General features: G+C 68.2%; 22 protein-coding genes and 1 tRNA gene. 12 read left to right on the plus strand and 11 right to left on the minus strand.

Annotated elements, in window-relative coordinates; genetic code table 11:
• Positions 1 to 55: 55 nt before the first annotated feature.
• On the minus strand, positions 56 to 1,426 hold the full coding sequence (locus AC1C2T_RS06495; RefSeq protein ID WP_495384668.1) for an RNA polymerase sigma factor: 1,371 nt from the start codon (positions 1,424 to 1,426) through the stop codon (positions 56 to 58).
• Positions 1,427 to 1,442: 16 nt separating this feature from the next.
• Positions 1,443 to 1,862, minus strand: a complete 420-nt coding sequence (locus tag AC1C2T_RS06500; protein ID WP_495384669.1) for a YciI family protein — start codon at positions 1,860 to 1,862, stop codon at positions 1,443 to 1,445.
• A gap of 233 nt (positions 1,863 to 2,095) precedes the next feature.
• Between AC1C2T_RS06500 and AC1C2T_RS06505 the strand changes: the two genes are divergently transcribed.
• Both AC1C2T_RS06505 and AC1C2T_RS06510 read left to right on the plus strand, forming a co-directional pair.
• Positions 2,096 to 2,437: a YciI family protein gene (locus AC1C2T_RS06505; RefSeq protein WP_495384670.1), complete on the plus strand. Its 342-nt coding sequence runs from the start codon at positions 2,096 to 2,098 to the stop codon at positions 2,435 to 2,437.
• A 4-nt stretch (positions 2,438 to 2,441) separates the two neighbouring features.
• Positions 2,442 to 2,819, plus strand: a complete 378-nt coding sequence (locus tag AC1C2T_RS06510; RefSeq protein ID WP_495361073.1) for a YciI family protein — start codon at positions 2,442 to 2,444, stop codon at positions 2,817 to 2,819.
• 20 nt (positions 2,820 to 2,839) lie between these two features.
• Here AC1C2T_RS06510 and AC1C2T_RS06515 read toward each other — a convergent pair whose 3' ends face one another.
• Positions 2,840 to 3,655, minus strand: coding sequence for a LysE/ArgO family amino acid transporter (locus tag AC1C2T_RS06515; protein ID WP_495384671.1), 816 nt, complete (start codon positions 3,653 to 3,655; stop codon positions 2,840 to 2,842).
• 30 nt (positions 3,656 to 3,685) lie between these two features.
• On the opposite strand from AC1C2T_RS06515, the gene AC1C2T_RS06520 reads away from it, so the two are divergent.
• Positions 3,686 to 4,579 (plus strand): LysR family transcriptional regulator ArgP, encoded by an 894-nt coding sequence (locus AC1C2T_RS06520; RefSeq protein WP_495384672.1) that lies wholly within the window; start codon positions 3,686 to 3,688, stop codon positions 4,577 to 4,579.
• Between the two features lie 133 nt (positions 4,580 to 4,712).
• On the opposite strand, the gene AC1C2T_RS06525 is transcribed toward AC1C2T_RS06520, so the two are convergent.
• The 4 genes from AC1C2T_RS06525 to dgt all read right to left on the minus strand — a co-directional run bounded on the left by AC1C2T_RS06525 (position 4,713) and on the right by dgt (position 8,565).
• The gene (locus AC1C2T_RS06525; RefSeq protein ID WP_495361068.1) at positions 4,713 to 4,928 is read right to left on the minus strand and encodes a dodecin; all 216 of its coding nucleotides are present in this window, start codon (positions 4,926 to 4,928) and stop codon (positions 4,713 to 4,715) included.
• Between the two features lie 266 nt (positions 4,929 to 5,194).
• A complete protein-coding gene (locus AC1C2T_RS06530) occupies positions 5,195 to 6,433 on the minus strand; it encodes a pyridoxal phosphate-dependent aminotransferase (protein WP_495384673.1) in 1,239 nt (412 codons plus the stop codon).
• Positions 6,434 to 6,519: 86 nt separating this feature from the next.
• Positions 6,520 to 6,924, minus strand: coding sequence for a DUF7144 family membrane protein (locus AC1C2T_RS06535; RefSeq protein WP_495361066.1), 405 nt, complete (start codon positions 6,922 to 6,924; stop codon positions 6,520 to 6,522).
• 123 nt (positions 6,925 to 7,047) lie between these two features.
• Entirely contained in the window at positions 7,048 to 8,565 is a 1,518-nt protein-coding gene (dgt, locus tag AC1C2T_RS06540; RefSeq protein ID WP_495384674.1) for a dGTP triphosphohydrolase, read from the minus strand.
• Between the two features lie 238 nt (positions 8,566 to 8,803).
• On the opposite strand from dgt, the gene AC1C2T_RS06545 reads away from it, so the two are divergent.
• From AC1C2T_RS06545 to AC1C2T_RS06570, 6 genes are all read left to right on the plus strand, one after another.
• Positions 8,804 to 8,876: transfer RNA gene (locus AC1C2T_RS06545), tRNA-Trp, on the plus strand.
• Between the two features lie 40 nt (positions 8,877 to 8,916).
• The gene (secE, locus tag AC1C2T_RS06550; RefSeq protein ID WP_495361064.1) at positions 8,917 to 9,192 is read left to right on the plus strand and encodes a preprotein translocase subunit SecE; all 276 of its coding nucleotides are present in this window, start codon (positions 8,917 to 8,919) and stop codon (positions 9,190 to 9,192) included.
• Positions 9,193 to 9,257: 65 nt separating this feature from the next.
• Positions 9,258 to 10,202, plus strand: coding sequence for a transcription termination/antitermination protein NusG (gene nusG, locus AC1C2T_RS06555; RefSeq protein WP_495361063.1), 945 nt, complete (start codon positions 9,258 to 9,260; stop codon positions 10,200 to 10,202).
• 157 nt (positions 10,203 to 10,359) lie between these two features.
• A complete protein-coding gene (gene rplK / locus AC1C2T_RS06560) occupies positions 10,360 to 10,788 on the plus strand; it encodes a 50S ribosomal protein L11 (protein ID WP_108594416.1) in 429 nt (142 codons plus the stop codon).
• 135 nt (positions 10,789 to 10,923) lie between these two features.
• Positions 10,924 to 11,613: a 50S ribosomal protein L1 gene (rplA, locus tag AC1C2T_RS06565; protein WP_495361062.1), complete on the plus strand. Its 690-nt coding sequence runs from the start codon at positions 10,924 to 10,926 to the stop codon at positions 11,611 to 11,613.
• Between the two features lie 177 nt (positions 11,614 to 11,790).
• Positions 11,791 to 12,015 (plus strand): hypothetical protein, encoded by a 225-nt coding sequence (locus tag AC1C2T_RS06570; protein WP_495361061.1) that lies wholly within the window; start codon positions 11,791 to 11,793, stop codon positions 12,013 to 12,015.
• 21 nt (positions 12,016 to 12,036) lie between these two features.
• On the opposite strand, the gene AC1C2T_RS06575 is transcribed toward AC1C2T_RS06570, so the two are convergent.
• Entirely contained in the window at positions 12,037 to 12,306 is a 270-nt protein-coding gene (locus AC1C2T_RS06575) for an acylphosphatase (protein ID WP_495384675.1), read from the minus strand.
• A 99-nt stretch (positions 12,307 to 12,405) separates the two neighbouring features.
• Positions 12,406 to 13,617 (minus strand): FAD-dependent monooxygenase, encoded by a 1,212-nt coding sequence (locus tag AC1C2T_RS06580; RefSeq protein WP_495384676.1) that lies wholly within the window; start codon positions 13,615 to 13,617, stop codon positions 12,406 to 12,408.
• Between the two features lie 260 nt (positions 13,618 to 13,877).
• Here AC1C2T_RS06580 and AC1C2T_RS06585 point away from each other — a divergent pair, with 260 nt between their 5' ends.
• The gene (locus AC1C2T_RS06585) at positions 13,878 to 14,339 is read left to right on the plus strand and encodes a Clp protease N-terminal domain-containing protein (RefSeq protein WP_495361058.1); all 462 of its coding nucleotides are present in this window, start codon (positions 13,878 to 13,880) and stop codon (positions 14,337 to 14,339) included.
• A 135-nt stretch (positions 14,340 to 14,474) separates the two neighbouring features.
• Here the strand turns inward: AC1C2T_RS06585 and AC1C2T_RS06590 are convergent, their stop codons facing one another.
• Complete coding sequence (locus AC1C2T_RS06590; protein WP_495384677.1) at positions 14,475 to 16,004, minus strand: APC family permease; 1,530 nt, start codon at positions 16,002 to 16,004, stop codon at positions 14,475 to 14,477.
• Positions 16,005 to 16,166: 162 nt separating this feature from the next.
• Positions 16,167 to 17,096, minus strand: a complete 930-nt coding sequence (locus AC1C2T_RS06595) for a LysR family transcriptional regulator (protein WP_495384678.1) — start codon at positions 17,094 to 17,096, stop codon at positions 16,167 to 16,169.
• A gap of 113 nt (positions 17,097 to 17,209) precedes the next feature.
• Between AC1C2T_RS06595 and AC1C2T_RS06600 the strand changes: the two genes are divergently transcribed.
• The gene (locus tag AC1C2T_RS06600) at positions 17,210 to 18,793 is read left to right on the plus strand and encodes an amidohydrolase (protein WP_495384679.1); all 1,584 of its coding nucleotides are present in this window, start codon (positions 17,210 to 17,212) and stop codon (positions 18,791 to 18,793) included.
• Between the two features lie 88 nt (positions 18,794 to 18,881).
• Entirely contained in the window at positions 18,882 to 19,850 is a 969-nt protein-coding gene (locus AC1C2T_RS06605) for an ABC transporter substrate-binding protein (protein WP_495384680.1), read from the plus strand.
• The last annotated feature ends 2 nt before the right edge of the window (positions 19,851 to 19,852 follow it).

Genomic DNA, 19,852 nt, shown 5'->3' on the forward strand with positions numbered 1-19,852 from the left:
TGCCGCGGAAGCCCCCGTTGCGGTCGATGCGGGCTTCCACCGATCGTTGGATGCCTCAGCCGCGGAGCGGCTGGGGCGGCTCGTCGAGTTCGGCGAGACGGCGCGACAGGAAGCGGCGCTCGGGCCCGGTCGGTGCGAGAGCGATCGCCTCGCGGTAGCGCGCCGCCGCTGCAGCTGGTCGGTCGCTTCGGCGCAGGAGGTCGGCTTGGGCGGCTGGGAGCAGGTGATAGCCGGCGAGCCGGCCGGATGCCTCGAGCTCGGCGAGTGCGTCGAGTGCGCCGGCGAGTTCGCCGGCGAGGCCGAGCGCGACCGCGTGATTGAGTTCCACGACCGGCGACGGCGAGACCGCACGGAGTCGGTCGTAGCACCCGACGATTGCCGCCCAATCCGTCTCGTCGGCGGTGCGTGCGCGGCTGTGCACCGCCTGGATCTCGGCCTGCAATCGGTATGCGCCGGATGCCCCGTGCGGCGGGCCGTCCGCCGGTGGGTCGAGGAGCGCGAGTCCCTCGTCGATCTCGGCCGCGTTCCACAATGAGCGGTCCTGCTCGGGGAGCGGCACGAGCTCGCCGCCGGCATCGACGCGGGCTGCCGAACGTGCGTGCTGCAGGAGGAGTAGGGCGAGCAGGCCGCGCGCCTCGCTCGAGTCAGGCAGCAGGCCGGCGACGAGCCGGGCGAGCCGGATCGCCTCCTCCTGCAGATCGAGGCGCAGCAGCCGGTCACCCGAGGTGGCGAGATAGCCCTCGTTGTGCACGAGCATGAGCACGGCGAGCACCCCGCCGAGCCGCTCGGACAGGTCTTCGGGCTCCGGCACCCGATAGGGGATGCCGGCGTTCTTGATCTTGCGTTTGGCGCGCACGAGTCGCTGCGCCATCGTCGCCTCGGGCACGAAGAACGCCCGGGCGATCTCGCCGGTCTCGAGCCCGCCGACCGTGCGGAGGGTGAGCGCCACACGGGCCTCGAGTGGCAGGGCAGGGTGCGCGCACGTGAAGACGAGCCGCAATCGGTCGTCCCACTCGGGCACGGCGGCCGCGATCTCGGCCGGATCGGTCGGCGCCTTGCCCCCTCTCATGTCGTCCATCGCGATCCACTCCCTGACCTTGCCCGACTCGACCCCGCGGCGGCGCAGCACGTCGAACGCCCGATTGCGCGCCACCGTCGTGAGCCAAGCACCGGGGTTGCGCGGGCTGCCCTCGACCGGCCACCGCCGTGCCGCCCGTTCGAACGCGTCGGCGGCCGCCTCCTCCGCCACGTCCCAGTCGCCGGTCGCCCTGATCAGCGTCGCGACGATGCGCGCCCACTCCTCGCGGTACACGCCCGCCACGGTCGCGGCGACGTCTGCGGCATCGGCTCGCACGGTGGCATCGGCTCGCCCTGCGGCATCCGCTCGCTTCGGGGCGTCCGTCGCCCGATCGTCGGTGTCGCTCATCGCCCTGCCGTGGTCGTCACGCACCCACCGCCGGCTCCGTGCGGCGATCGCGACCCTCGGCCTCTCGTGCTTGGCGCTCTTCGCGGATCTCCGGGTCTTCGGTGACGTCGAGCGGCCAGGTCGGGCGGAGTTCGATACGGCCGAATCTCGCCATCGGATGCCGGCTCGCGATCTCGATCGCTTCGTCGAGGTCGCGGCAGTCGATGATGTCGAAGCCCGCGATCCACTCCTTCGATTCGGTGAACGGGCCGTCGGTGACGATGAGCTCGCCTCCGCGCATCCGCACCGTCGTCGCGTCTTCGACCGGGCGCAGGCGCTCGCCGAACACGTGCACTCCTCGCGCCTCGACGTCTGCGGCCCACTCGCCGATGTTGTCTTCGGCCGGCACGAACGGCTCGGCCTCGGGGTCGGTCGCCACGAACATCACGTACTGCATCGGTTGCTCCTTCAGTGCTGGGGATTCGGAAATTCGACGGGGTGACGTCGGGTTTCCGTTTCCTTCCGATCGTCACGTTATGCCAGCACGACGAACGGTGGCAGGGGGAATCGACATCCGTACAGAATCTTGTTGCCGGAACAGTCCGATGCGGTACACCGCTCCACTGGGTGTCGATTCCCCCTGCCGCCGTTCGTCGCATGGGCATACCGTGAACGCAGAAGGAGCGTGCGATGGAAATCATGATGTTCGTGGTCGCCGACCCAGGGGTCGACGCCGGTGAGGTCGACCAGGAGGCATCCGCAGAATGGGATCGCGCGATGGCCGAGCGCGGGGTGTTCAAGCGCGCGATGCGCCTGCGTCCCGTCGACGAGGCGGTGACCGTGCGGGTGCGAGGCGGCGAGGTACTCGTCACCGACGGCGCGTTCACCGAATCGAAGGAGTGGATCGCCGGCTACGACCTGCTCGAGGTCGCCGACCTCGATGAGGCGATCGAGATCGCGAAGGGCGACGAGCTGGCCCGCCATGGCGCCCTCGAGCTGCGGCCGGTCTGGCCGATCGGGTCGGGGGAGTGACGCGATGGAGTTCATGATGTTCGTCGCGACCGACCCCGACGCCGAACCGTACCGGCCAGAGGAGGACAACATCGGCGAGTGGGTCGAGGAGATGACGGAGCGAGGCGTCGCGGTCGCGGGCGACCGGTTGCGGCCACCCGAGTTCGCGAAGACAGTGAGGGTTCGCGGCGAGGACGCCATCGTCACCGACGGCCCGTTCACCGAGTCGAAGGAGTGGATCGCCGGGTTCGACGTCATCGAGGTGCGCGACCTCGACGAGGCCATCGAGGTCGCGTCGAAGCATCCGATGGCCCGATTCGGGCGGATCGAGCTGCGTCGGGCCTGGCCACTCGGCTCAGCGGAGCCCGAGTCGGTGTCGCAGGCGCGACCTGAGGCCGGATAGCGCGCTGGCCGCCCGATCGCTCAGTGCGGCAGCACGAGCAGCACGCCGAGCACGACCATGACGACCGCGATGACCGCGTCGAGCACACGCCAGGCCCGGGGGCTGCCGAGCACGCCTCCGAGCAGTCGTGCGCCGTAGGCGAGTCCGAAGAACCAGAGGATGCTCGCGACACCCGCACCCGCGGCGAAGGCCCACCGGCCCTCGCCGTGCGTGTTCGCGACCGAGCCGAGCAGGAACACCGTGTCGAGGTAGACGTGCGGGTTCAGCCAGGTCAGGGCGAGGCACGTGAGCACCGCGGCCGCGAAACCCCGGCGGAGCGACGCAGGGGCGTCTTCCTGCTGGTCGAGGAGCGACGCAGGAGCGTCTTCCTGCTGGTCGAGGAGCGACGCAGGAGCGTCTCGAGACCCGGCGCCCGCGGGCATCGATCGGGGGGTCTCGAGCCGGCGCTCCGCGCCTCCTCGACCCGCGGGAACGAAGAGCTCCTCTTCGGCGACGAGCGCCTCGCCGCCTGGATGGATCGCGCGTCGCGCAGCGAGGAGCCCGTATCCGACGAGGAAGGCCGCGCCTGCCCACCGGATCACGTCGACGAGCCACGGCACGGCCGTGAGCACAGCGCCGATGCCCGAGACGCCCACGATGATCAGCACGAAGTCGCTCAGGGCGCAGATCGCCGCGACCGCGAAGACGTGCTCGCGCCGGATGCCCTGCCGCAGTACGAAGACGTTCTGCGCGCCGATCGCGACGATGAGCGAGAGGCCGAGGCCGAGGCCGGCGAGCGCGGGAGACAGGAGCACGAGATCGAAGGTACGGTGTCGTCGGTGTTCAATCCAGCTCATGATTCTTCACGGCCATTAGCATGGCTTCAGATGGACATTCCACTCGACCTGGCTCGCACGCTCGCCGTCGTCATCGACGAGGGCACCTTCGACGCGGCGGCCCGGCGTCTGCGCATCACGCCGTCAGCCGTGTCGCAGCGCATCAAGATTCTCGAACAGCGGCTCGGTCGCGTGCTCGTCGTGCGCTCGAAGCCGGCGCGAGCCACCTCGGCGGGCGCGCCGATCGTGCGCCTCGCGCGACAGCTCGCCCTGCTCGAACACGACGCGCTCGCCGAGTTCGGCCTCGACGAGGCATCCGCTCGCCCGATCTCGGTGCCGCTCGCAGTGAATGCCGATTCGCTCGGCACCTGGTTCCTCCCCGCCCTCGCGCGCGTCGCCGAGCGGCATCCGGTCGTCTTCGACCTGCACCGCGACGACCAGGAGTTCACCGCGGGCCTGCTCGAATCGGGCACGGTCATGGGCGCGGTCACCTCGCAGGCGACCCCGGTCGCCGGATGCCTTGTGCGCACCCTCGGGGTCATGCGGTACGAGGCCGTGGCGACCAGGGCATTCGTGGCGAGGTGGTCGCTCGCGGGCCTGTCGCCTGCGGCACTCGCCGCAGCTCCGCTCGTGGATTTCGATCGCCGCGACGACCTGCAGCGTGACTTCGTGCAGACGCAGGGCGTCGACCCCGACTCGCCGCCGCGTCACTACGTTCCGGCATCGAACGACTTCGCCATCGCGGTCAAGCTCGGACTGGGGTGGGGGATGCTCCCGGGGTTCCAGTCCTCAGCCGAACTCGAGCGCGGCGAACTCGTGCGTCTCGGCGGCGCGCCGATCGACGTACCGCTGCACTGGCAGCAGTGGAACCTGCGGTCGCCGCTGCTCGATGCGATCGCCGACGAGCTCGGGCGTGAGGCGCGGCACGGACTCATGCCCGCGTAGCGCGTCGGAAGCCGTGCGGCAACGCATGCCGCTCCCGGCCTTCACCGCGTTCACTGGAAGCGAGGCGCGGCAGACTCCCATCGCTCTGGAAGGAGTTCGACGCTGGGTGTCGACGACCCCATTGCGGAGCGAACTACTCAGGGTCCTCGATCTTGAAGCCGACCTTCAGCGTGACCTGGAAGTGGGCGGGCGCACCGTCCTCGATCTCGCCGCGCACCGAGACGACCTCGAACCAGTCCATATTGCGGATGGTGGCGGCCGCACGGGCGATGCCGTTGCTGATGGCGGTGTCGATGCCGTCGGGCGAGGTGCCGACGATCTCGGTGACGCGATAGGTGTGATTGCTCATCGTGATCTCCTCCGCGGGGGCGCCGTTGCACCCGCTGGTGCCGACGTTACTCCGTGGTCGCGTGCTCGGAAATCGTGCGATTGAGACCGAGAGTGCGATTGCCGCCCTCGGTTGGGCACGAGTGCACTCGTGATTGCGCCTTCGCGCCGTCGCGCCTTGCGATCCCGGCGAGCGTGCAGTCGCGGCCCGTGAACCGGGCGCGGACTGCACTCCCGGACTCAGGTCCGCGCGGGTGGGTGCAACGGCGCGCGCGACGTGCTGATGCGTCAGCCGAAGAGGCGCTGCAGGCGCTGCACGCCCTCGAGCAGGGGTGCGTCGCCGAGCGCGTAGCTGAAGCGCAGGTAGCCCGACGGGCCGAACGCCTCGCCCGGCACCGCGGCGACCTCGGCCTGGTCGAGAATCAGGTCGGCGAGCTCGAGCGACGTGGTCGGCGTGACGCCGCCCCACTCACGACCGAGCAGCCCCGACACGTCTGGGTAGACGTAGAACGCGCCCTGCGGCACGGGCACTGCGAGCCCGTCGATCTTCGAGAGCTCGGCGACGATCGTGCGCCGGCGACGGTCGAACGCCTGCCGCATCTCTTCAACCGCGTCTTGAGGGCCGTTGAGGGCGGCGATCGCGGCGCGCTGGGAGATGTTCGACACGTTCGACGAGAGGTGCGACTGCAAGTTCGCGGCGCCCTTGATGATGTCGGCGGGGCCGACCATCCAGCCGAGTCGCCAGCCCGTCATCGCATACGTCTTCGCAACGCCGTTGACGAGGATCGTCTGGTTCGCGAGCTCGGGCACCGCCTCGACGATCGACACGGCGCGGGGCGGCCTCTCACTGTCGCCTGCGCTGAGCTCCGTCGAAGCGTCGGCGTACGTGAGGTTCTGGTAGATCTCGTCGGAGACGACCCAGATACCGTGCTCGAGCGCCCACTCGCCGATCTCTCGCACCTGCTCGGGCGGGTAGACCGCGCCGGTCGGGTTCGACGGCGAGACGAACAGCAGCACTTTCGTGCGGTCGGTGCGTGCGGCTTCGAGCTGGTCGACCTGGACGAGGTATCCCTGGTCGGCGCCGGCGAAGACGTCGACCTGCACGCCGCCGGCGAGCTTGATCGCCTCGGGGTAGGTGGTCCAGTACGGCGTCGGCACGAGCACTTCGTCGCCCGGGTCGAGCAGGGCCTGGAACGACTGGTAGACCGCTTGCTTGCCGCCGTTCGTGACGACGACCTGCCCGGGTGAAACTTCGAGGCCCGAGTCGCGCAGCGCCTTCGCGGCGATCGCCTCACGCAGCTCGGGCAAGCCGGCCGCCGGCGTGTAGCGGTAGTTCTTCGGGTCGTGCGTGGCCGCGAGCGCCGCCTCGACGATGTACTCGGGCGTCGCGAAGTCGGGCTCGCCGGCAGCGTACGAGATGACCGGGCGACCCTCGGCCTGCAGAGCCTTCGCCTTCGCATCGACCTTGAGGGTGGCGGACTCGGCGATGGCGGCGATGCGGGCGGACAAGCGCGGGAATTCGGTCACGATCACCAGCCTACGGCGCACGGGCTGCGCATGACAGGGCTTGGATGCCACGGGCGGGAGCCGCGGCATCCAAGCCGTCGTTCGCGTCAGTTGCGCGTCTTGAGCTCTCGGCCGTGCACCGTGAGTGCGTAGATCACGAGGAAGTCGAGCGTGAGCACGATGAGCGACCACCAGGGCTGCACGGGCAGCAGGAAGAGCTGCCCGATGGCGTTGAGGATCACGAGGATCACGGCCACCACGCGAGCCCAGGTCGCGCCCGACAAGAGGGCTGCGCCGATGATGACGAGCAGGGCGCCGCTGATCACGTGCCACCAGCCCCAGCCCTGCACGTCGAACAGGAAGAGCGCTCCGCCGCCGGTCGTGAGGTATGCGCTGTCGGGCATGGCGAGCGCGATGAATCCGTACAGGATGTCGAAGCCGCCCGCGATGATGAGCACGATCGCCGCGAACACTCCCCAGCCGACCCAGCCGGTTACTTGCGTATCACTCATGGTGCTACTCCCTTTCGCATCGAAGCAGCGTCGGCGCGAATCTGCGACGGCGCAGATGGTGCTGGGCGTCACGCTATCGCGCGGCGGCGGAGCAGGGCAACGGATGAGCCGCCCGGGTGTCGCTCAAAGGTTCTGGCCGATGCCCCACAGCCGATCGGGCCGCCCGTCGATCGCCTCCGACACCGCGAGCGCCTGGTCGTCGGAGAGTGAGGCGACGTAGTCGATGACGCCGCGGCCGACCCCGAACCGCCGCACGTCGCCGGCCGCCGGGATCGGGTGCCCGTCAGGACGCGAGTAGCGAACCCGCGCGTAGCCGTCGGTCGCGATCTCGATGAGCTCTTTCAGGCGTTGCGGCACACGGTCGCGGTCGTGCTGGTCGGTCGCCCAGGCGGTGAGCCCCTTGACGGCCCGGGTGAGCGCCCGGCTGAGCCCTCGCTGATACATCACGATGTCTGCCCGGGCGAGGATGAAATGCCGGTGCACGAACTTCAGGATCTCCACCTCGTGCCAGGCGCGGCGATCGAGGGTGACGAGACCGGCACGCACCACGTCGGTCGGCGCCGGCACGACGGAGGACTGCAGGTGACTGATCCAGCGGTTCGTGAACGACGACAATGCCCGCTCCGAGGCGATCGAGCCGTCGAACGGGATGGCGAGCAGTCCGTCGACGAGGTCGTCGGCCACGACGTCGACGGCGGCTGCGAACGCGTCGTCGTCGGCGACCCACGCATCGCTGCGCCGGATCTTGCGGCGCAGGCCCTCGAGGGAGCCTCCCGGCGGAGCGGTGCGCTCGACGAGCGCGTCGTCGTCGAGCTCGCGGAGTTCCGCGCTGTTCTCCATCCAGCCGCGGAACTCGCGTGCGACGGCGCCCTGGCTGAGCACCCCCGCACGGTAGAAGTCGTCGACGTCGTGAATCGAGTAGGCGATGTCGTCGGCGATGTCCATGATCGAGCACTCGAGTGATTGCTGCATCGGCGGTTGCCCGGCGCGAGCCTGGTCGAGATCGACGGCGTCGATGCCGTACGCGGAGAACTTCAGCACCTCCACGCCGTCTTCCGAGCGGCGGAGCCCGCGCGGCAGCGGGCCGTCGCCGAGGGCGGCCCCGTCGACGAAGCGCGTCCACGGATACTTCGCGACGGCGGTTCGCACCGCCGCAGTGAGATTGAGCCCGCGCGGGGCCGCCTCGCTGACGTCGAGCGCAGTCAGGATTCGGTAGCTCTGCGCGTTGCCCTCGAAGCCATCGACGAGCCCGAGCGTATCGCGCGCGAGGCGGTCGAGCACTCGTTCGCCGAGGTGGCCGAACGGCGGATGCCCGAGATCGTGAGCGCTCGCCGCGGCCTGCACGACCACAGCGTCGCAGCCGTGCTCGAGTGCGAACGCACGGGCCGGCGACCCGGTAGTCGTCAGCTTCACGGCGATCGCGCGGGCCACCGCCGTCACCTTGATCGAGTGGGTGAGGCGATTGTGGATGAGCGGGCCGGCGCCGGGCTGCGCGATCACCTGGGTGACGGCCGACAGGCGTGAGAAGTACGGGGAGAACCGGATGCGCTCGAGGTCGAGCCGGAACTGCGAGTGCTCGCCGGTGACCTCGGCGCTGCTGCGCGGCTCGGGAACCAGGCGCGATGCGCGGTCGATGGGCATACGCCCAATCTATGCCGATCGACTCGCGGGCGCCCGCATCGTGGACGCCGCGGGCACCGGTGCGGCGGCGGCATCCGCTCGGCTTTACTCTCCCTCCGGCGTCGCATACACTTGGTGAGGTTGTTGAAGTCAGCCAAGGTTTTCTGCGCCTATTTTCGGATTTCACCTGGTGAGAAACGTAGTGAATCGTGGTGCCTCGACAATCGGTGGAACAGCCCCGGTCACCCGGTCGTTCCATAGGGCGGTGGCTCAATTGGTAGAGCAGCGGTCTCCAAAACCGCAGGTTGCAGGTTCGAGTCCTGTCCGCCCTGCGAGCCGGCATTGATTGCCGGCCCACGAAAGGTGTACGAGGTGGCACGGAAGATCATCGAAGAGCCCAGCGAAGACGTCGTTGCCAACGCGAAGCGCGATCGCGCAGCGCGTCGGAATCCGTTCTCGCGCTTGGCCCTGTTCGTTCGCCAGGTCATCGTCGAGCTGAAGAAGGTCGTCACCCCGACCCGCAAAGAGCTCGTCAGCTTCACGTCTGTCGTGCTCGTGTTCGTCATCATCATGATGGCGATCGTGTGGGCGTTCGACCAGGTGTTCGGATGGCTCGTGCTGGTCGTCTTCGGAACACCGGGGGGCTGATCGAGCCTTCGGGTTCGACTGATCCGGTTCGCCGCTGGCGCGCAGGAGAAAAGGATTTGAGAGAAGTGTCAAGGACTGAGGGCGACGACGTCGATTGGGCCACGGCTGCAGAGCAGTCGGCCGAAGACGACGAGGCGCAGACGGGCAACATGCTCGAGCGCGAAGAGGAATCGGTCGAACCGGCCGAGCACCGTGCCGTGCATGTCGTCGACGACGAGGGCAACGACGTCGACCTCGACGCCGTGCTCGACGCGATGGCAGAGTCGAGCGACCCCGAGGCCGACGCCGTGATCGACGACGCCCTCGACATCGACTCCGCCGACGAGGCCGAGGCCGCCGTCGAGGCCGTCATCGAAGAAGAGGCCGTCACCGAAGAAGAGGAAGAGGAGGCCGACCCGTACGCGGAGTTCCGCGCCGAGCTGCGCTTCCTCCCGGGCAAGTGGTACGTCATCCACTCCTACGCGGGCTTCGAGCGCCGCGTGAAGGCGAACATCGAGCAGCGCCGTGAGTCGATGGCGATGGCCGACTACATCTACCAGGTCGAAGTGCCCATGGAAGACGTCGTCGAGATCAAGAACGGCCAGCGCAAGATGGTCACGCGCGTCCGCATCCCCGGCTACGTGCTCGTGCGCATGGACCTCAACGAGGAGAGCTGGTCGGTCATCCGCCACACTCCCGGGGTCACCGGCTTCGTCGGCAACGCGCACAACCCGACTCCTCTCCGCTTCGAGGAGGCCTTCGGCATGCTGAAGAGCCTCGTCGAGATCAAGGATGTTGCGCCCGTCAAGGGTGCGAAGGGCGGCGCCGTCGCCGGCGCGACGCGCGCGATTCCCGCCGAGGTCGACTTCGAGGTCGGCGAGACCATCACCATCAAAGACGGCTCATTCGCCGGCCTGCCCGGCACGATCAGCGAGATCAAGCCCGAGAGCGGCAAGCTCACCGTGCTCGTCTCGCTCTTCGAGCGCGAGACCCCGGTCGAGCTCAGCTTCGACCAGGTCACCAAGCTCTAAACCTCACAGACAGCCGGCAGCGGCCCTCCGGTATCATCGGAGGGTTGTGCTGCGTCAGCAGTGCTGAGTCAGTACACAGATCACCGCATCCCGGAACGGCCGGGCGTGCGGGAGAGTGCCCCGGCATCCGGGGCGTTCGAACAGAAAGAGAGAAATCATGGCACCGAAGAAGAAGGTCACCGGTCTGATCAAGCTTCAGATCAAGGCCGGCGCTGCGAACCCGGCCCCGCCCATCGGCCCGGCCCTGGGTCAGCACGGCGTGAACATCATGGAGTTCTGCAAGGCCTACAACGCGGCGACCGAAGCCCAGCGTGGCAACGTCATCCCCGTTGAGATCACGGTCTACGAAGACCGCTCGTTCACCTTCGTCCTGAAGACCCCGCCTGCCGCGGAGCTCATCAAGAAGGCTGCCGGCGTCGCCAAGGGCTCCGGCGTTCCGCACACCACCAAGGTCGGCAAGCTGACCCAGGCACAGGTGCGCGAGATCGCCGAGGCGAAGATGGTCGACCTCAACGCGAACGACCTCGACGCCGCCTCGAAGATCATCGCGGGCACGGCTCGCTCGATGGGCATCACGGTCGAATAGGCCTCAGTTCCCCGAGCTCGTCGAAGGGAACGCACGCTCGCCCGCTTCGACAAGCTCAGCGAGCTCTCCAGAACTCAGCATCCGTGGCAGCGCCCGCCAGGCGCAGATGACCACACTCTCTCAAGGAGAAACAACATGGCACAGAAGTCAAAGGCCTACCGCGCCGCGGCCGAGAAGATCGAAGACGGCAAGTTCTACACCCCGAGCGAGGCAGTCGCCATCGCGAAGGAGACCGGTTCGGCGAAGTTCGACTCGACCGTCGAGGTCGCGCTGAAGCTCGGCGTCGACCCCCGCAAGGCGGACCAGATGGTGCGCGGCACCGTCATCCTCCCGCACGGCACCGGCAAGACCGCCCGCGTCATCGTGTTCGCAACCGGCCCTGCGGCCGAGGCTGCGATCGCGGCGGGCGCCGATGAGGTCGGCGGCGCCGAGCTCATCGAGAAGGTCGCCGGCGGCTACACCGCGTTCGACTCGGCGGTCTCGACCCCTGAGCTCATGGGCCAGGTCGGCCGTCTCGGTAAGGTGCTCGGCCCGCGTGGTCTCATGCCGAACCCGAAGACCGGCACCGTGACCCCCGACGTCGCCAAGGCCGTCTCCGACATCAAGGGCGGCAAGATCGAGTTCCGCGTCGACAAGCACTCCAACGTGCACTTCGTCGTCGGCAAGGCCTCCTTCACCAAGGAGCAGCTCGAAGAGAACGCCAACGCCGCTCTCGAAGAGATCGTGCGTCTGAAGCCGTCGAGCTCCAAGGGCCGCTACATCCAGAAGGGCGTCGTGTCGACCACGTTCGGCCCGGGCATCCCCCTGGACGTCAACGCCATCTAGGTTCACTCGATCGAAGGGCTCGCCGGTTCGCCGACGGGCCCTTCGTCGTCTTGCCGTGTCGATCGGCCAGCTCATCGCTCCATGGATCAGGCCGCCAGGCGCAGTCCCGTACCGTTGACGATGACCCTTGACAACGCGGCCCCTTGCGGCGTCGGCGGTGAGGCGTACGCTGACGGCATGAGTGAACGAACCACTGCGGTCCTCGCGTCGGTCGGCACCATCGTGGTCGCTGCAGCCGCCGCATATTGGATGACCCTCATCGGTGCCTTCGGGCCCGCCGTTTACACCGTCGTGCTGGCGCTCATCATCGTCTGGCTGCTCATTGCGGCCGAACGGCATCGCGCCCTCGACCCGGTCGACGATGAGTCGTTCCGCCGCAGCGAACGCGTGTACTGGCTCTGACCGGCGTCCGCCGGGATGTCATCACCCGGTGATGACGAACGCCCGATCGCCGAGCGTCACACGCTCCGAGACATCCATTCGCTCGACGACCGCGCCGGGCGGACCGTGCGCAAGCCACTCGAGCATGGCATCGACGGATGCCGCATCCCCCTCGATCTCGGCTTCCACCGTGCTGTCGGGGGCGTTGCGCACCCAGCCGGCCACACTCAGCCGTCGGGCTTCGCGCTGCGCGGAGTAGCGGAAGCCGACGCCCTGCACGACTCCGTGCACGACGACGTGTCTGCGGATCATGCGATTCAGCGTAGGCCGTGGGCGGCCGCCGGTGATCTTTGGCGGCATTCTGTGAGAGATGATGCTGTGGAGCTGGGCTCAACTGGCTCAGAGGGTTGCTTAGGCGTTCTCGATCATTTGTGCGATCGATCGGGCGGAGGCGCGGTTGGCGATGAGGTCGCTGAAGATCTCGCGGACGGCACGGCTGCTGTCATCGTTGCGTGCGAGCGCGGCCTGTGCGCGGGTGTGCTGCAGTGCGCGATTGCCCGCGGGCTGCCGGAACGCTTCATAGGCATCGAGTTCATCGATGTCCGCCCCTCCACGCTGCACTGCGGTGAGGCGGCGTGCGAGATCGAGCGCGTCTTGTAGGCCGACGTTGAGAGCGGAGCCACCCGCGTTGAAGACGTGCGCGGCATCCCCAGCGAGGAATACGCGGCCACGACGGTAGGCGTCCGCTTGGCGGCTGTTGCCGACGGTACTCCGGATCGCGGTGGCCGCGGTGAACGGCAGATCAGCGCCGAGGACTCGTTGCAAGCTGGCCCGAAGCTCGTCGATCGAGACCGTATCGCTCGGGCCGGCATCACCGCGCGGCTCGTGCGCGCTGATCACGTACAGGTCCTCAGGTGCACCATGGTCGAGAACGGATGCCGACGCGATCGAGAAACCGCCGCCAAGCATTTGGTTCAGCCGCATCGCGGCCACTCGGCCGATACCGGTGATGTCAAAGTCCTCACCCGTGCGAGTGATCTGCTCTGAGGGGATGGTGACCCGTGCGATCCAGGCGATCTGATCGCTTGTGAAGCCCGGGAAGCCGATGCCCGCGTGTTTCCGAACGAAGCTGTGTGCGCCGTCGCAGCCGACCAGATAACGTGCTGCAATCTGCGTTGTGGTGTCGCCACTGAGAACCTCAACCGCGACCCCGGTGTCGTCCTGGGTGAAGCCGATGACCTCCTGCCCACGGCGCACCGAGGCGCCATGTCGTGTTGCCCGGTGCTCAAGCAGCTCCTCGAGGCGGCGTTGCGGGACTGGCAGGATGTGCAGCGGATTTCGGCGGCCAAGGCCGAGATCGAGTGCGAGAGGGCCGAATTGGAAACGCGGCGGGGTCACCACGCGCAGGCCCGTGCCGGCGAGGACACCTCGCTTGGCCAGCTCGAGGGCCGAGTGTCCGACGATGCCGTTTGCTTTGGGAACCGGCGACGACGAATCGGCGCGCTCGAAAACCACAGCGCGAATATCTTGCGAGGCGAGTTCACCGGCGAGCAGCAGGCCGGTCGGGCCGGCTCCAACGATTGCAACGTCCCACGGATGCGGAGTGTCAGTCTCAATGATCATGGCTGTCAGTCTGGCTTGACAAGCAAAAGCGTGTCAAGCCAGACTGACAGGCATGGATTCATGGGATCTTGGACCGTTGCACACCGCCGACCCGGCGAGTGGACTGCGCGCCGTGGGCGCGCTGCACCGCCTCGCCGAGCGCGTTGAGGCAGTGCACGTTGCCGAAGCGCGACGCGCGGGGTGGTCATGGGAGCAGATCGGCGACGCCCTCGGAGTCACGCGCCAGTCGGTGCACGCAAAATACGGAAGGCGAGGTAGCAATGTTTGAGAGGTTCACCCAGTCGGCCAGAGCCGTGGTCGAGAATGCACGGTACGAGACCGGTCGTCGCGGCGACCGGCGAATCGGAACCGACCACCTGCTGCTCGCCCTTTTACAAGACGACGCACTCGCACAGATCGTGGGCGTCGACACCGCAACCGCGCACGAGACAGTCGATCAACTCGACCGTGCCGCACTCGCCGCGATTGGACTCACGCTCGGCGACTTCCAGCCCACCGGGAGTGCTGCGCTCGGCCGACACGTCCCGCTGACGTCGGGCGCCAAGACGGTGATCCAACAGACCCTCGCATACGCGGCAGCCGAGAAAGCGCGAGCCATTACGACGCGGCATATCCTGCTTGCCCTACTCGACCGGCACGAACCCGACCCCGCAGCGACCCTCTTCGCAGCACTCCTCGTAGACCAGCCGAAATTGCGAGAACGCCTCGCCGCAGCCGCTTAGCGCCCTACGCCGAACTCGCCGACGCGGTCGACGCGAATGACGCGCGACTGTGCTGAGCCGCCGAAACGACGCGCCATGCGCAGAGAAGGGCCCCGAGAACTCAAGAACTCGGGGCCCTTCGCCCGCGGTCGTCGGTCAGGCGACCGGCTCCTCGGCGCGTTCGCTTGCAGCGCCGTGGTGCGATCGAAGCCGCTCCGCCACCGCGATCGCGTCGTCCGAAGGTGCGTCGGACTTGCGGTCGGGGCGAGCGATGAAGAGGTACAAGAGCCCGGTGATCGCGACGACGCCGACTCCGATCAGCACGACGAAATCGGTGAAGAAGTCGCCCGACGTACCCGGCGTCGCGAGCAGCACCATCGCGAAGATGCCGTAGGCGAGCGCTACGACGTTGACGGCGAAGCCCCAGCGCCCGAGCGAGAACGGACCCGCCGGCTTCCAGCCCTTGATGCGCTGACGGAGCGAGGCGAGCACGACCATCTGGAACGCGACGTAGATGCCGAGCACGGCGAACGAGGTGATCGGCACGAGGAGATCGGCATTGATCCACACGAGGACTGCGATGAGCGCGGGCACGGTGCACGCCACGATGAGCGCGTTCGTCGGCACCTTGCTGCGTTCGGAGACCTTCGCGAGCCAGCGGTGGCCGGGGATCATGCCGTCGCGGGCGAAGGAGAACAGCAGACGGCTGGCCGCCGCCTGGAGGCTGAGCACGCACGAGAGAAACGCGGTGATGGCGATGACGAGGAAGATCTTCGCGCCAGCCGTACCCAGCGTCGCCTCGAGGATGCCGGGAATGGGGTCGGCATCGTCGCCCGAGACGATCGATGCGAGGTCAGGAGCGGCGAGCACGTAGCCGCCGAATGAGAACAGCGCCGAGACGCCGCCGACGAGGATCGTCAGCATCATCGCCTTGGGAATGCGCCGGGCCGGGTTCTCGACCTCCTCGGCGACGTCGCCGCACGCCTCGAAGCCGTAGAACAGGAAGAGACCGGCGAGGGCTGCGCCCATGAAGGCCGCCGCGTAGCTGCCGTCGCCTTCGACGCCCATGGTGTCGAAGAACACGCTGAACTCCTGCTTGCGCTGGAAGATCAGGAGGTAGAGGCCGAGCCCGATGACGCCGATGAGTTCGGCGGCGAGTCCGATGCGCGCGACGCGAGCGAGCCACTTCGTGCCCGTGAAGTTGATCGCGAGCGCGATGAGAAGGAAGGCGAGCGTCAGCCACAGCGTCGAGTCATTGGTGTGCTCGATGCCGAAAAGGCTCGCGGCGAATCCGGATCCGAACTCGGCGACCGCCGTGATGGTGACGATCATCGCCCAGATGTAGACCCACGCCGCCATCCAGGCGTAGCGGCGGCCCCAGAGGCGCCGGGCCCACGGGTAGATGCCGCCGTGGATCGGGTACTGCGAGACGACCTCGCCGAACACGAGCGAGACGAGCAGTTGGCCCGTGCCGACGATGACGATCCACCAGATCGACGGCGGCCCGCCGATGGTGAGGGCGACCGCGAACAGCGAGTAGACGCCGACGAGCGGGGAGAGGTAGGTGAAACCCAGGGCGAAGTTCGCCCAGAGGCTCATCGAGCGGTTGAACGTATCCTCGTAGCCGAGCACGCTGAGGTGCTCGCCGTCGGAGAGGCTCGCTGCGGGTTGGCGGTCTTCGGACATCGCTGCCTTCCACTGTCATCGCTGCGTCGACCGCCCCCGCCGACGACACCACGCCGTCGTGGTGTCGCGCCAGCTTAGCCAGACATCCGGTCATAAAGCTATAGTTCCGGATGATTAGCGCGAGCGGCCGACGCTCGGCGTGATGGCGCCGGGGCGGAACTATCAGCGCTTCGGCTTGGCGATGCCGAGACTGTCGAGGATCGCCGCGACGGCGGTCATGAATACGCCGAGCTGGGCGCCTTCGGATTCGCGCGGAACGAGGGCGAAGACCTTGCGATCGAGCCGGAACTCGGGAACGTCGAGCACGCTCACGCCGGGAGGCGGTCGGTGCAGGGCGATGTCGGGGACGATAGACGCGGCGAAGCCCCCGGCGATGAGCCCGAGGGTGACCGCGAAGTCGTCGGAGCGTGCGACCACCCGCGCACGCAGGTCGAGGCCTCGGAAGAGACGGTCGATGACCGCGGCGTCGCTCGTGCCGGAGTGATGGAAGATCCACGGGCGATTCTCGAGGCGGTGCAGGGGAGCCGGTTCGTTCGGGGCGAACCCCCACGCACTCGGCACGACGATGCGGAACGCATCGTCGCCCAGCCATTCGGGTGCGACCGACTGCGGCCAGGAGAGACCGCTGTCACCGACCTGGTAGACGAGCGAGACGTCGAATTCGCGGCCCGAGCGGAGCTGCTGGATCGTCGGGGAGGGGTCGGCGACCCAGAGCTGCAGGTCGATGTCGGAGCTGCGCCATTCCGGGAGCTCGAAGAGCCGTTCGAGGAGCGGAGTCGCGAGGCTGGGGAAGACGGCGAGCCGCAGCTCCTGCGTGATCGAGGAGTGGGCGCTCGACGTCGCGGCGAGGAGCGCGTCGATGTCGGCGAGCACGCGCACCGAGTGGCGTGCCATGGCATTGGCGGCATCGGTCGGGTGCGCGCTACGCGCTGAACGTTCGAAGAGCGGAACCCCGACCTCGCGCTCGAGTGCTGCCATCTGCTGTGAAACGGCGGACGGGGTGTAGCCGAGCCGATTCGCCGCGGCGGCGAATGAGCCGAGGCGCACGGTCTCGAGGAGCGTGCGAAGGTGGATCGGATTCAGCAACAGCATTCCTAATGTTCAGCGCAGGAAGGTCTCGACCACAGCCTATGGGCAAGGGGCACGAGCTCGCCTAACCTTGCAGAAACCTCGTACCTGTCCGGACATCAACGCAAGGAACACTGTTGGTTTCAACGCTCTTCCGCCATGCCCGATTCCACACCTTCGCCGGCCCGGCAACGCCGGTCGAGGCACTGTTGGCCATCGACGGGGTCATCGTCGCCGCAGGCGGCGACGCTGAGGTGCGCGAGTTCGCCCGCCCCGGCACGAGCGAGGTCGATCTCGACGGATGCACCGTCGTGCCGGGCTTCGTCGACGCCCACATCCACTCCGCTTCATACGCCCGAGAGCGAGACGCGCTCGATCTGCGCGGCGCACGGAGCCTCGAGGAAGCGCTCGACGGGATTCGGACGCACGCGCAGCAACTGCCGGCGGGCCAGTGGATCTTCGCCGGTCGGTGGGACTCGAACACCTGGGAGGTGCCGGTGCAACCGGATCGTCACTCCCTCGACCGCATCTGCCCGGATCGCCCCGTTGCATTGCCGAGCGTCGATGGCCACACGATCTGGGCGAACAGCGCCGCACTCGCCGTGATCGGCTACACCGCCGAGACGCGCGACCCGGTCGGCGGCGAGATCGTTCGCGACGACCGGGGCGAGCCGACGGGCATCCTGCGCGAGTCGGCCCGCTATCCACTGCGCGAACTCATGGGCTCCCCGCTCGCCGGCGAACTCATCGACCAGCTCCGCTCCAGCCAGGAGCACCTGCTCTCGCTCGGCCTCACGGGACTGCACGACATCGACGGCGAGGACGCGCGCGCGGCATACCTCGAGCTCGCTGCCCGCGGCGAGCTGAAGCTCCGCGTCCACAAGGCGATCACCGCCGACCACCTCGATGCCGCGATCGCGGAGGGGCGGTACACGGGCGACGGCGACGACTGGTTCCAGACCGGCCCCGTGAAGCTCTTCTCAGACGGGGCGCTCGGCTCCCACACCTCCCACATGGGCGAGGACTTCGCGGGTCACGCGGGCAACCACGGCATCGAGGTGATCCCGTACCCGGAGCTTCGCGATCTCGTGCGCCGGGCAGCAGCCGCCCGCATCGCCGTGGCCACCCACGCGATCGGCGACCAGGCGAACCACCTCGTGCTGAACGCGTACGAGGAGGTCGCACCGCTCAGCCGAGCGGCCGGGCTGCGCCATCGCGTCGAGCACGCGCAGCACATCCGCTGGGACGACGTGTCGCGCTTCGCCTCGCTCGGCGTCATTCCGTCACTCCAGCCGACCCACTGCACGTCCGACATCCCGCTCTCCGAATCGCTCCTCGCGGGGCGAGACCTCGCGAACTACGCCTGGCGCTCGCTCGCCGACGCCGGTGCCCATCTCGCATTCGGATCGGATGCGCCGATCGAAGACCCGAACCCGATGCACGGGATCCACGCGGCCGTCACCCGCCAGAACGCCCTCGGGAGCCCCGCGGGCGGCTGGGAGCCGGAACAACGGATCTCCCTCGCCGCGGCGCTCGCGGCCCACTCGGCCGGCAGCGCCTACGCTGCGAATCGCGAACATCGGCAGGGGCGGCTCGCGCCCGGGCAGCTCGCCGACTTCGTCGCGCTCGAGCAGGATCCGTTCGAGGTCGAGCCCGAGGAGCTCCGCGACCTCCGCGTCGTCACCACGGTCGTCGGCGGCGCAGTGCGATTCCGGCGATGACGCGATGAAGCCAGCAACAGGCGGGTCTCCAGCTCGCCCCACCACAGCCCGGTCGAATCGGGAACCCCATCAGGAATGGAGCACCACCATGTCTGCACTCTCCTCACTCGGGCGGGCGCGAACCGCCGGCTTCGCGCTCGTTCTCGGCGCCGTGCTGCTCGGTACCTCGGCGTGCGGTGCCCAGAGCCTCTCCGACGACGGGGTATCCGACGGGCCTGCGGCTGAGCTCGCGGAGACACCCGCGGAAGACCTCGCGAAGTCGGTCATCGACGGCATCGAGCCTTCGGCCGACCTCGTCGACCTCGTGCCCGCGAGCCTCTCGTCGGCAGGGCTCAAGATCACGAGCTCGGTCGGCTACCCGCCGATGGAGATGTTCGGCACCGACGGCACCACGATCGTCGGCCTGGACGCCTCGCTCGCCCGCGCCCTCGCCCGTGTGCTCGGCGTCGGCATCACGCTCACCGACCAGGAGTTCAACGCCCAGATCCCGGGTGTGCTCACGGGTCGCTTCGACGCGGTGATGTCCTCGATGACCGACAACGAGGAGCGTCGCGAAACGGTGACCTTCGTCGACTACGTGAGTGCCGGCAACGGATTCCTCGTGCAGACCGGCAACCCCGGCGGCGTCGCGGTGCCCGAGGACCTGTGCGGCAAGATCGTGTCGGTCGTCGACAACGGCTCATCGATGCTCCTCGCGGAGGAGATCGACGCCCAGTGCGCGACCGACGGTGCCGCTGCCGTCGAGATCCTGAAGTTCGAGGGCGACGGCGAAGCGATCCTCGCCGTCAGGAGCGGCCGTGCCGCCGCGACGATCTCCGACTACCCGGTCGCAGTCGCGCGGGCCGCGGAGGCCGACTCGGGCGTCGAAGCCATCGCGATCGAGGGCGGCGAGAGCCCGTGGGGCATCGCGATCGACAAGGAGAACACCGAGCTCGTCGATCTCATCCAGGCCGCGCTGCAGGAACTCATCGACTCCGGCGCCTACGCCGAGATCCTCGACGCATGGGGCGTCGGCCAGATGGCCGTCGACTCGGCCGTCGTCAACGACGGCCAATAGGA

It is taken from the genome of Agromyces sp. Y558, from assembly GCF_059445415.1.

What these genes read in the sequence shown, in the direction of transcription:
- AC1C2T_RS06525 (WP_495361068.1), bottom strand. Translation starts at nt 4,928, where the DNA reads ATGAGCAATCACACCTATCGCGTCACCGAGATCGTCGGCACCTCGCCC.
- rplA (WP_495361062.1), top strand. Translation starts at nt 10,924, where the DNA reads ATGGCACAGAAGTCAAAGGCCTACCGCGCCGCGGCCGAGAAGATCGAA.
- AC1C2T_RS06520 (WP_495384672.1), top strand. Translation starts at nt 3,686, where the DNA reads ATGGACATTCCACTCGACCTGGCTCGCACGCTCGCCGTCGTCATCGAC.
- rplK (WP_108594416.1), top strand. Translation starts at nt 10,360, where the DNA reads ATGGCACCGAAGAAGAAGGTCACCGGTCTGATCAAGCTTCAGATCAAG.
- AC1C2T_RS06585 (WP_495361058.1), top strand. Translation starts at nt 13,878, where the DNA reads ATGTTTGAGAGGTTCACCCAGTCGGCCAGAGCCGTGGTCGAGAATGCA.
- AC1C2T_RS06580 (WP_495384676.1), bottom strand. Translation starts at nt 13,617, where the DNA reads ATGATCATTGAGACTGACACTCCGCATCCGTGGGACGTTGCAATCGTT.
- AC1C2T_RS06505 (WP_495384670.1), top strand. Translation starts at nt 2,096, where the DNA reads ATGGAAATCATGATGTTCGTGGTCGCCGACCCAGGGGTCGACGCCGGT.
- AC1C2T_RS06510 (WP_495361073.1), top strand. Translation starts at nt 2,442, where the DNA reads ATGGAGTTCATGATGTTCGTCGCGACCGACCCCGACGCCGAACCGTAC.
- AC1C2T_RS06575 (WP_495384675.1), bottom strand. Translation starts at nt 12,306, where the DNA reads ATGATCCGCAGACACGTCGTCGTGCACGGAGTCGTGCAGGGCGTCGGC.
- AC1C2T_RS06515 (WP_495384671.1), bottom strand. Translation starts at nt 3,655, where the DNA reads ATGAGCTGGATTGAACACCGACGACACCGTACCTTCGATCTCGTGCTC.
- AC1C2T_RS06570 (WP_495361061.1), top strand. Translation starts at nt 11,791, where the DNA reads ATGAGTGAACGAACCACTGCGGTCCTCGCGTCGGTCGGCACCATCGTG.
- AC1C2T_RS06500 (WP_495384669.1), bottom strand. Translation starts at nt 1,862, where the DNA reads ATGCAGTACGTGATGTTCGTGGCGACCGACCCCGAGGCCGAGCCGTTC.
- AC1C2T_RS06535 (WP_495361066.1), bottom strand. Translation starts at nt 6,924, where the DNA reads ATGAGTGATACGCAAGTAACCGGCTGGGTCGGCTGGGGAGTGTTCGCG.
- dgt (WP_495384674.1), bottom strand. Translation starts at nt 8,565, where the DNA reads ATGCCCATCGACCGCGCATCGCGCCTGGTTCCCGAGCCGCGCAGCAGC.
- AC1C2T_RS06590 (WP_495384677.1), bottom strand. Translation starts at nt 16,004, where the DNA reads ATGTCCGAAGACCGCCAACCCGCAGCGAGCCTCTCCGACGGCGAGCAC.
- AC1C2T_RS06495 (WP_495384668.1), bottom strand. Translation starts at nt 1,426, where the DNA reads ATGAGCGACACCGACGATCGGGCGACGGACGCCCCGAAGCGAGCGGAT.
- AC1C2T_RS06605 (WP_495384680.1), top strand. Translation starts at nt 18,882, where the DNA reads ATGTCTGCACTCTCCTCACTCGGGCGGGCGCGAACCGCCGGCTTCGCG.
- AC1C2T_RS06595 (WP_495384678.1), bottom strand. Translation starts at nt 17,096, where the DNA reads ATGCTGTTGCTGAATCCGATCCACCTTCGCACGCTCCTCGAGACCGTG.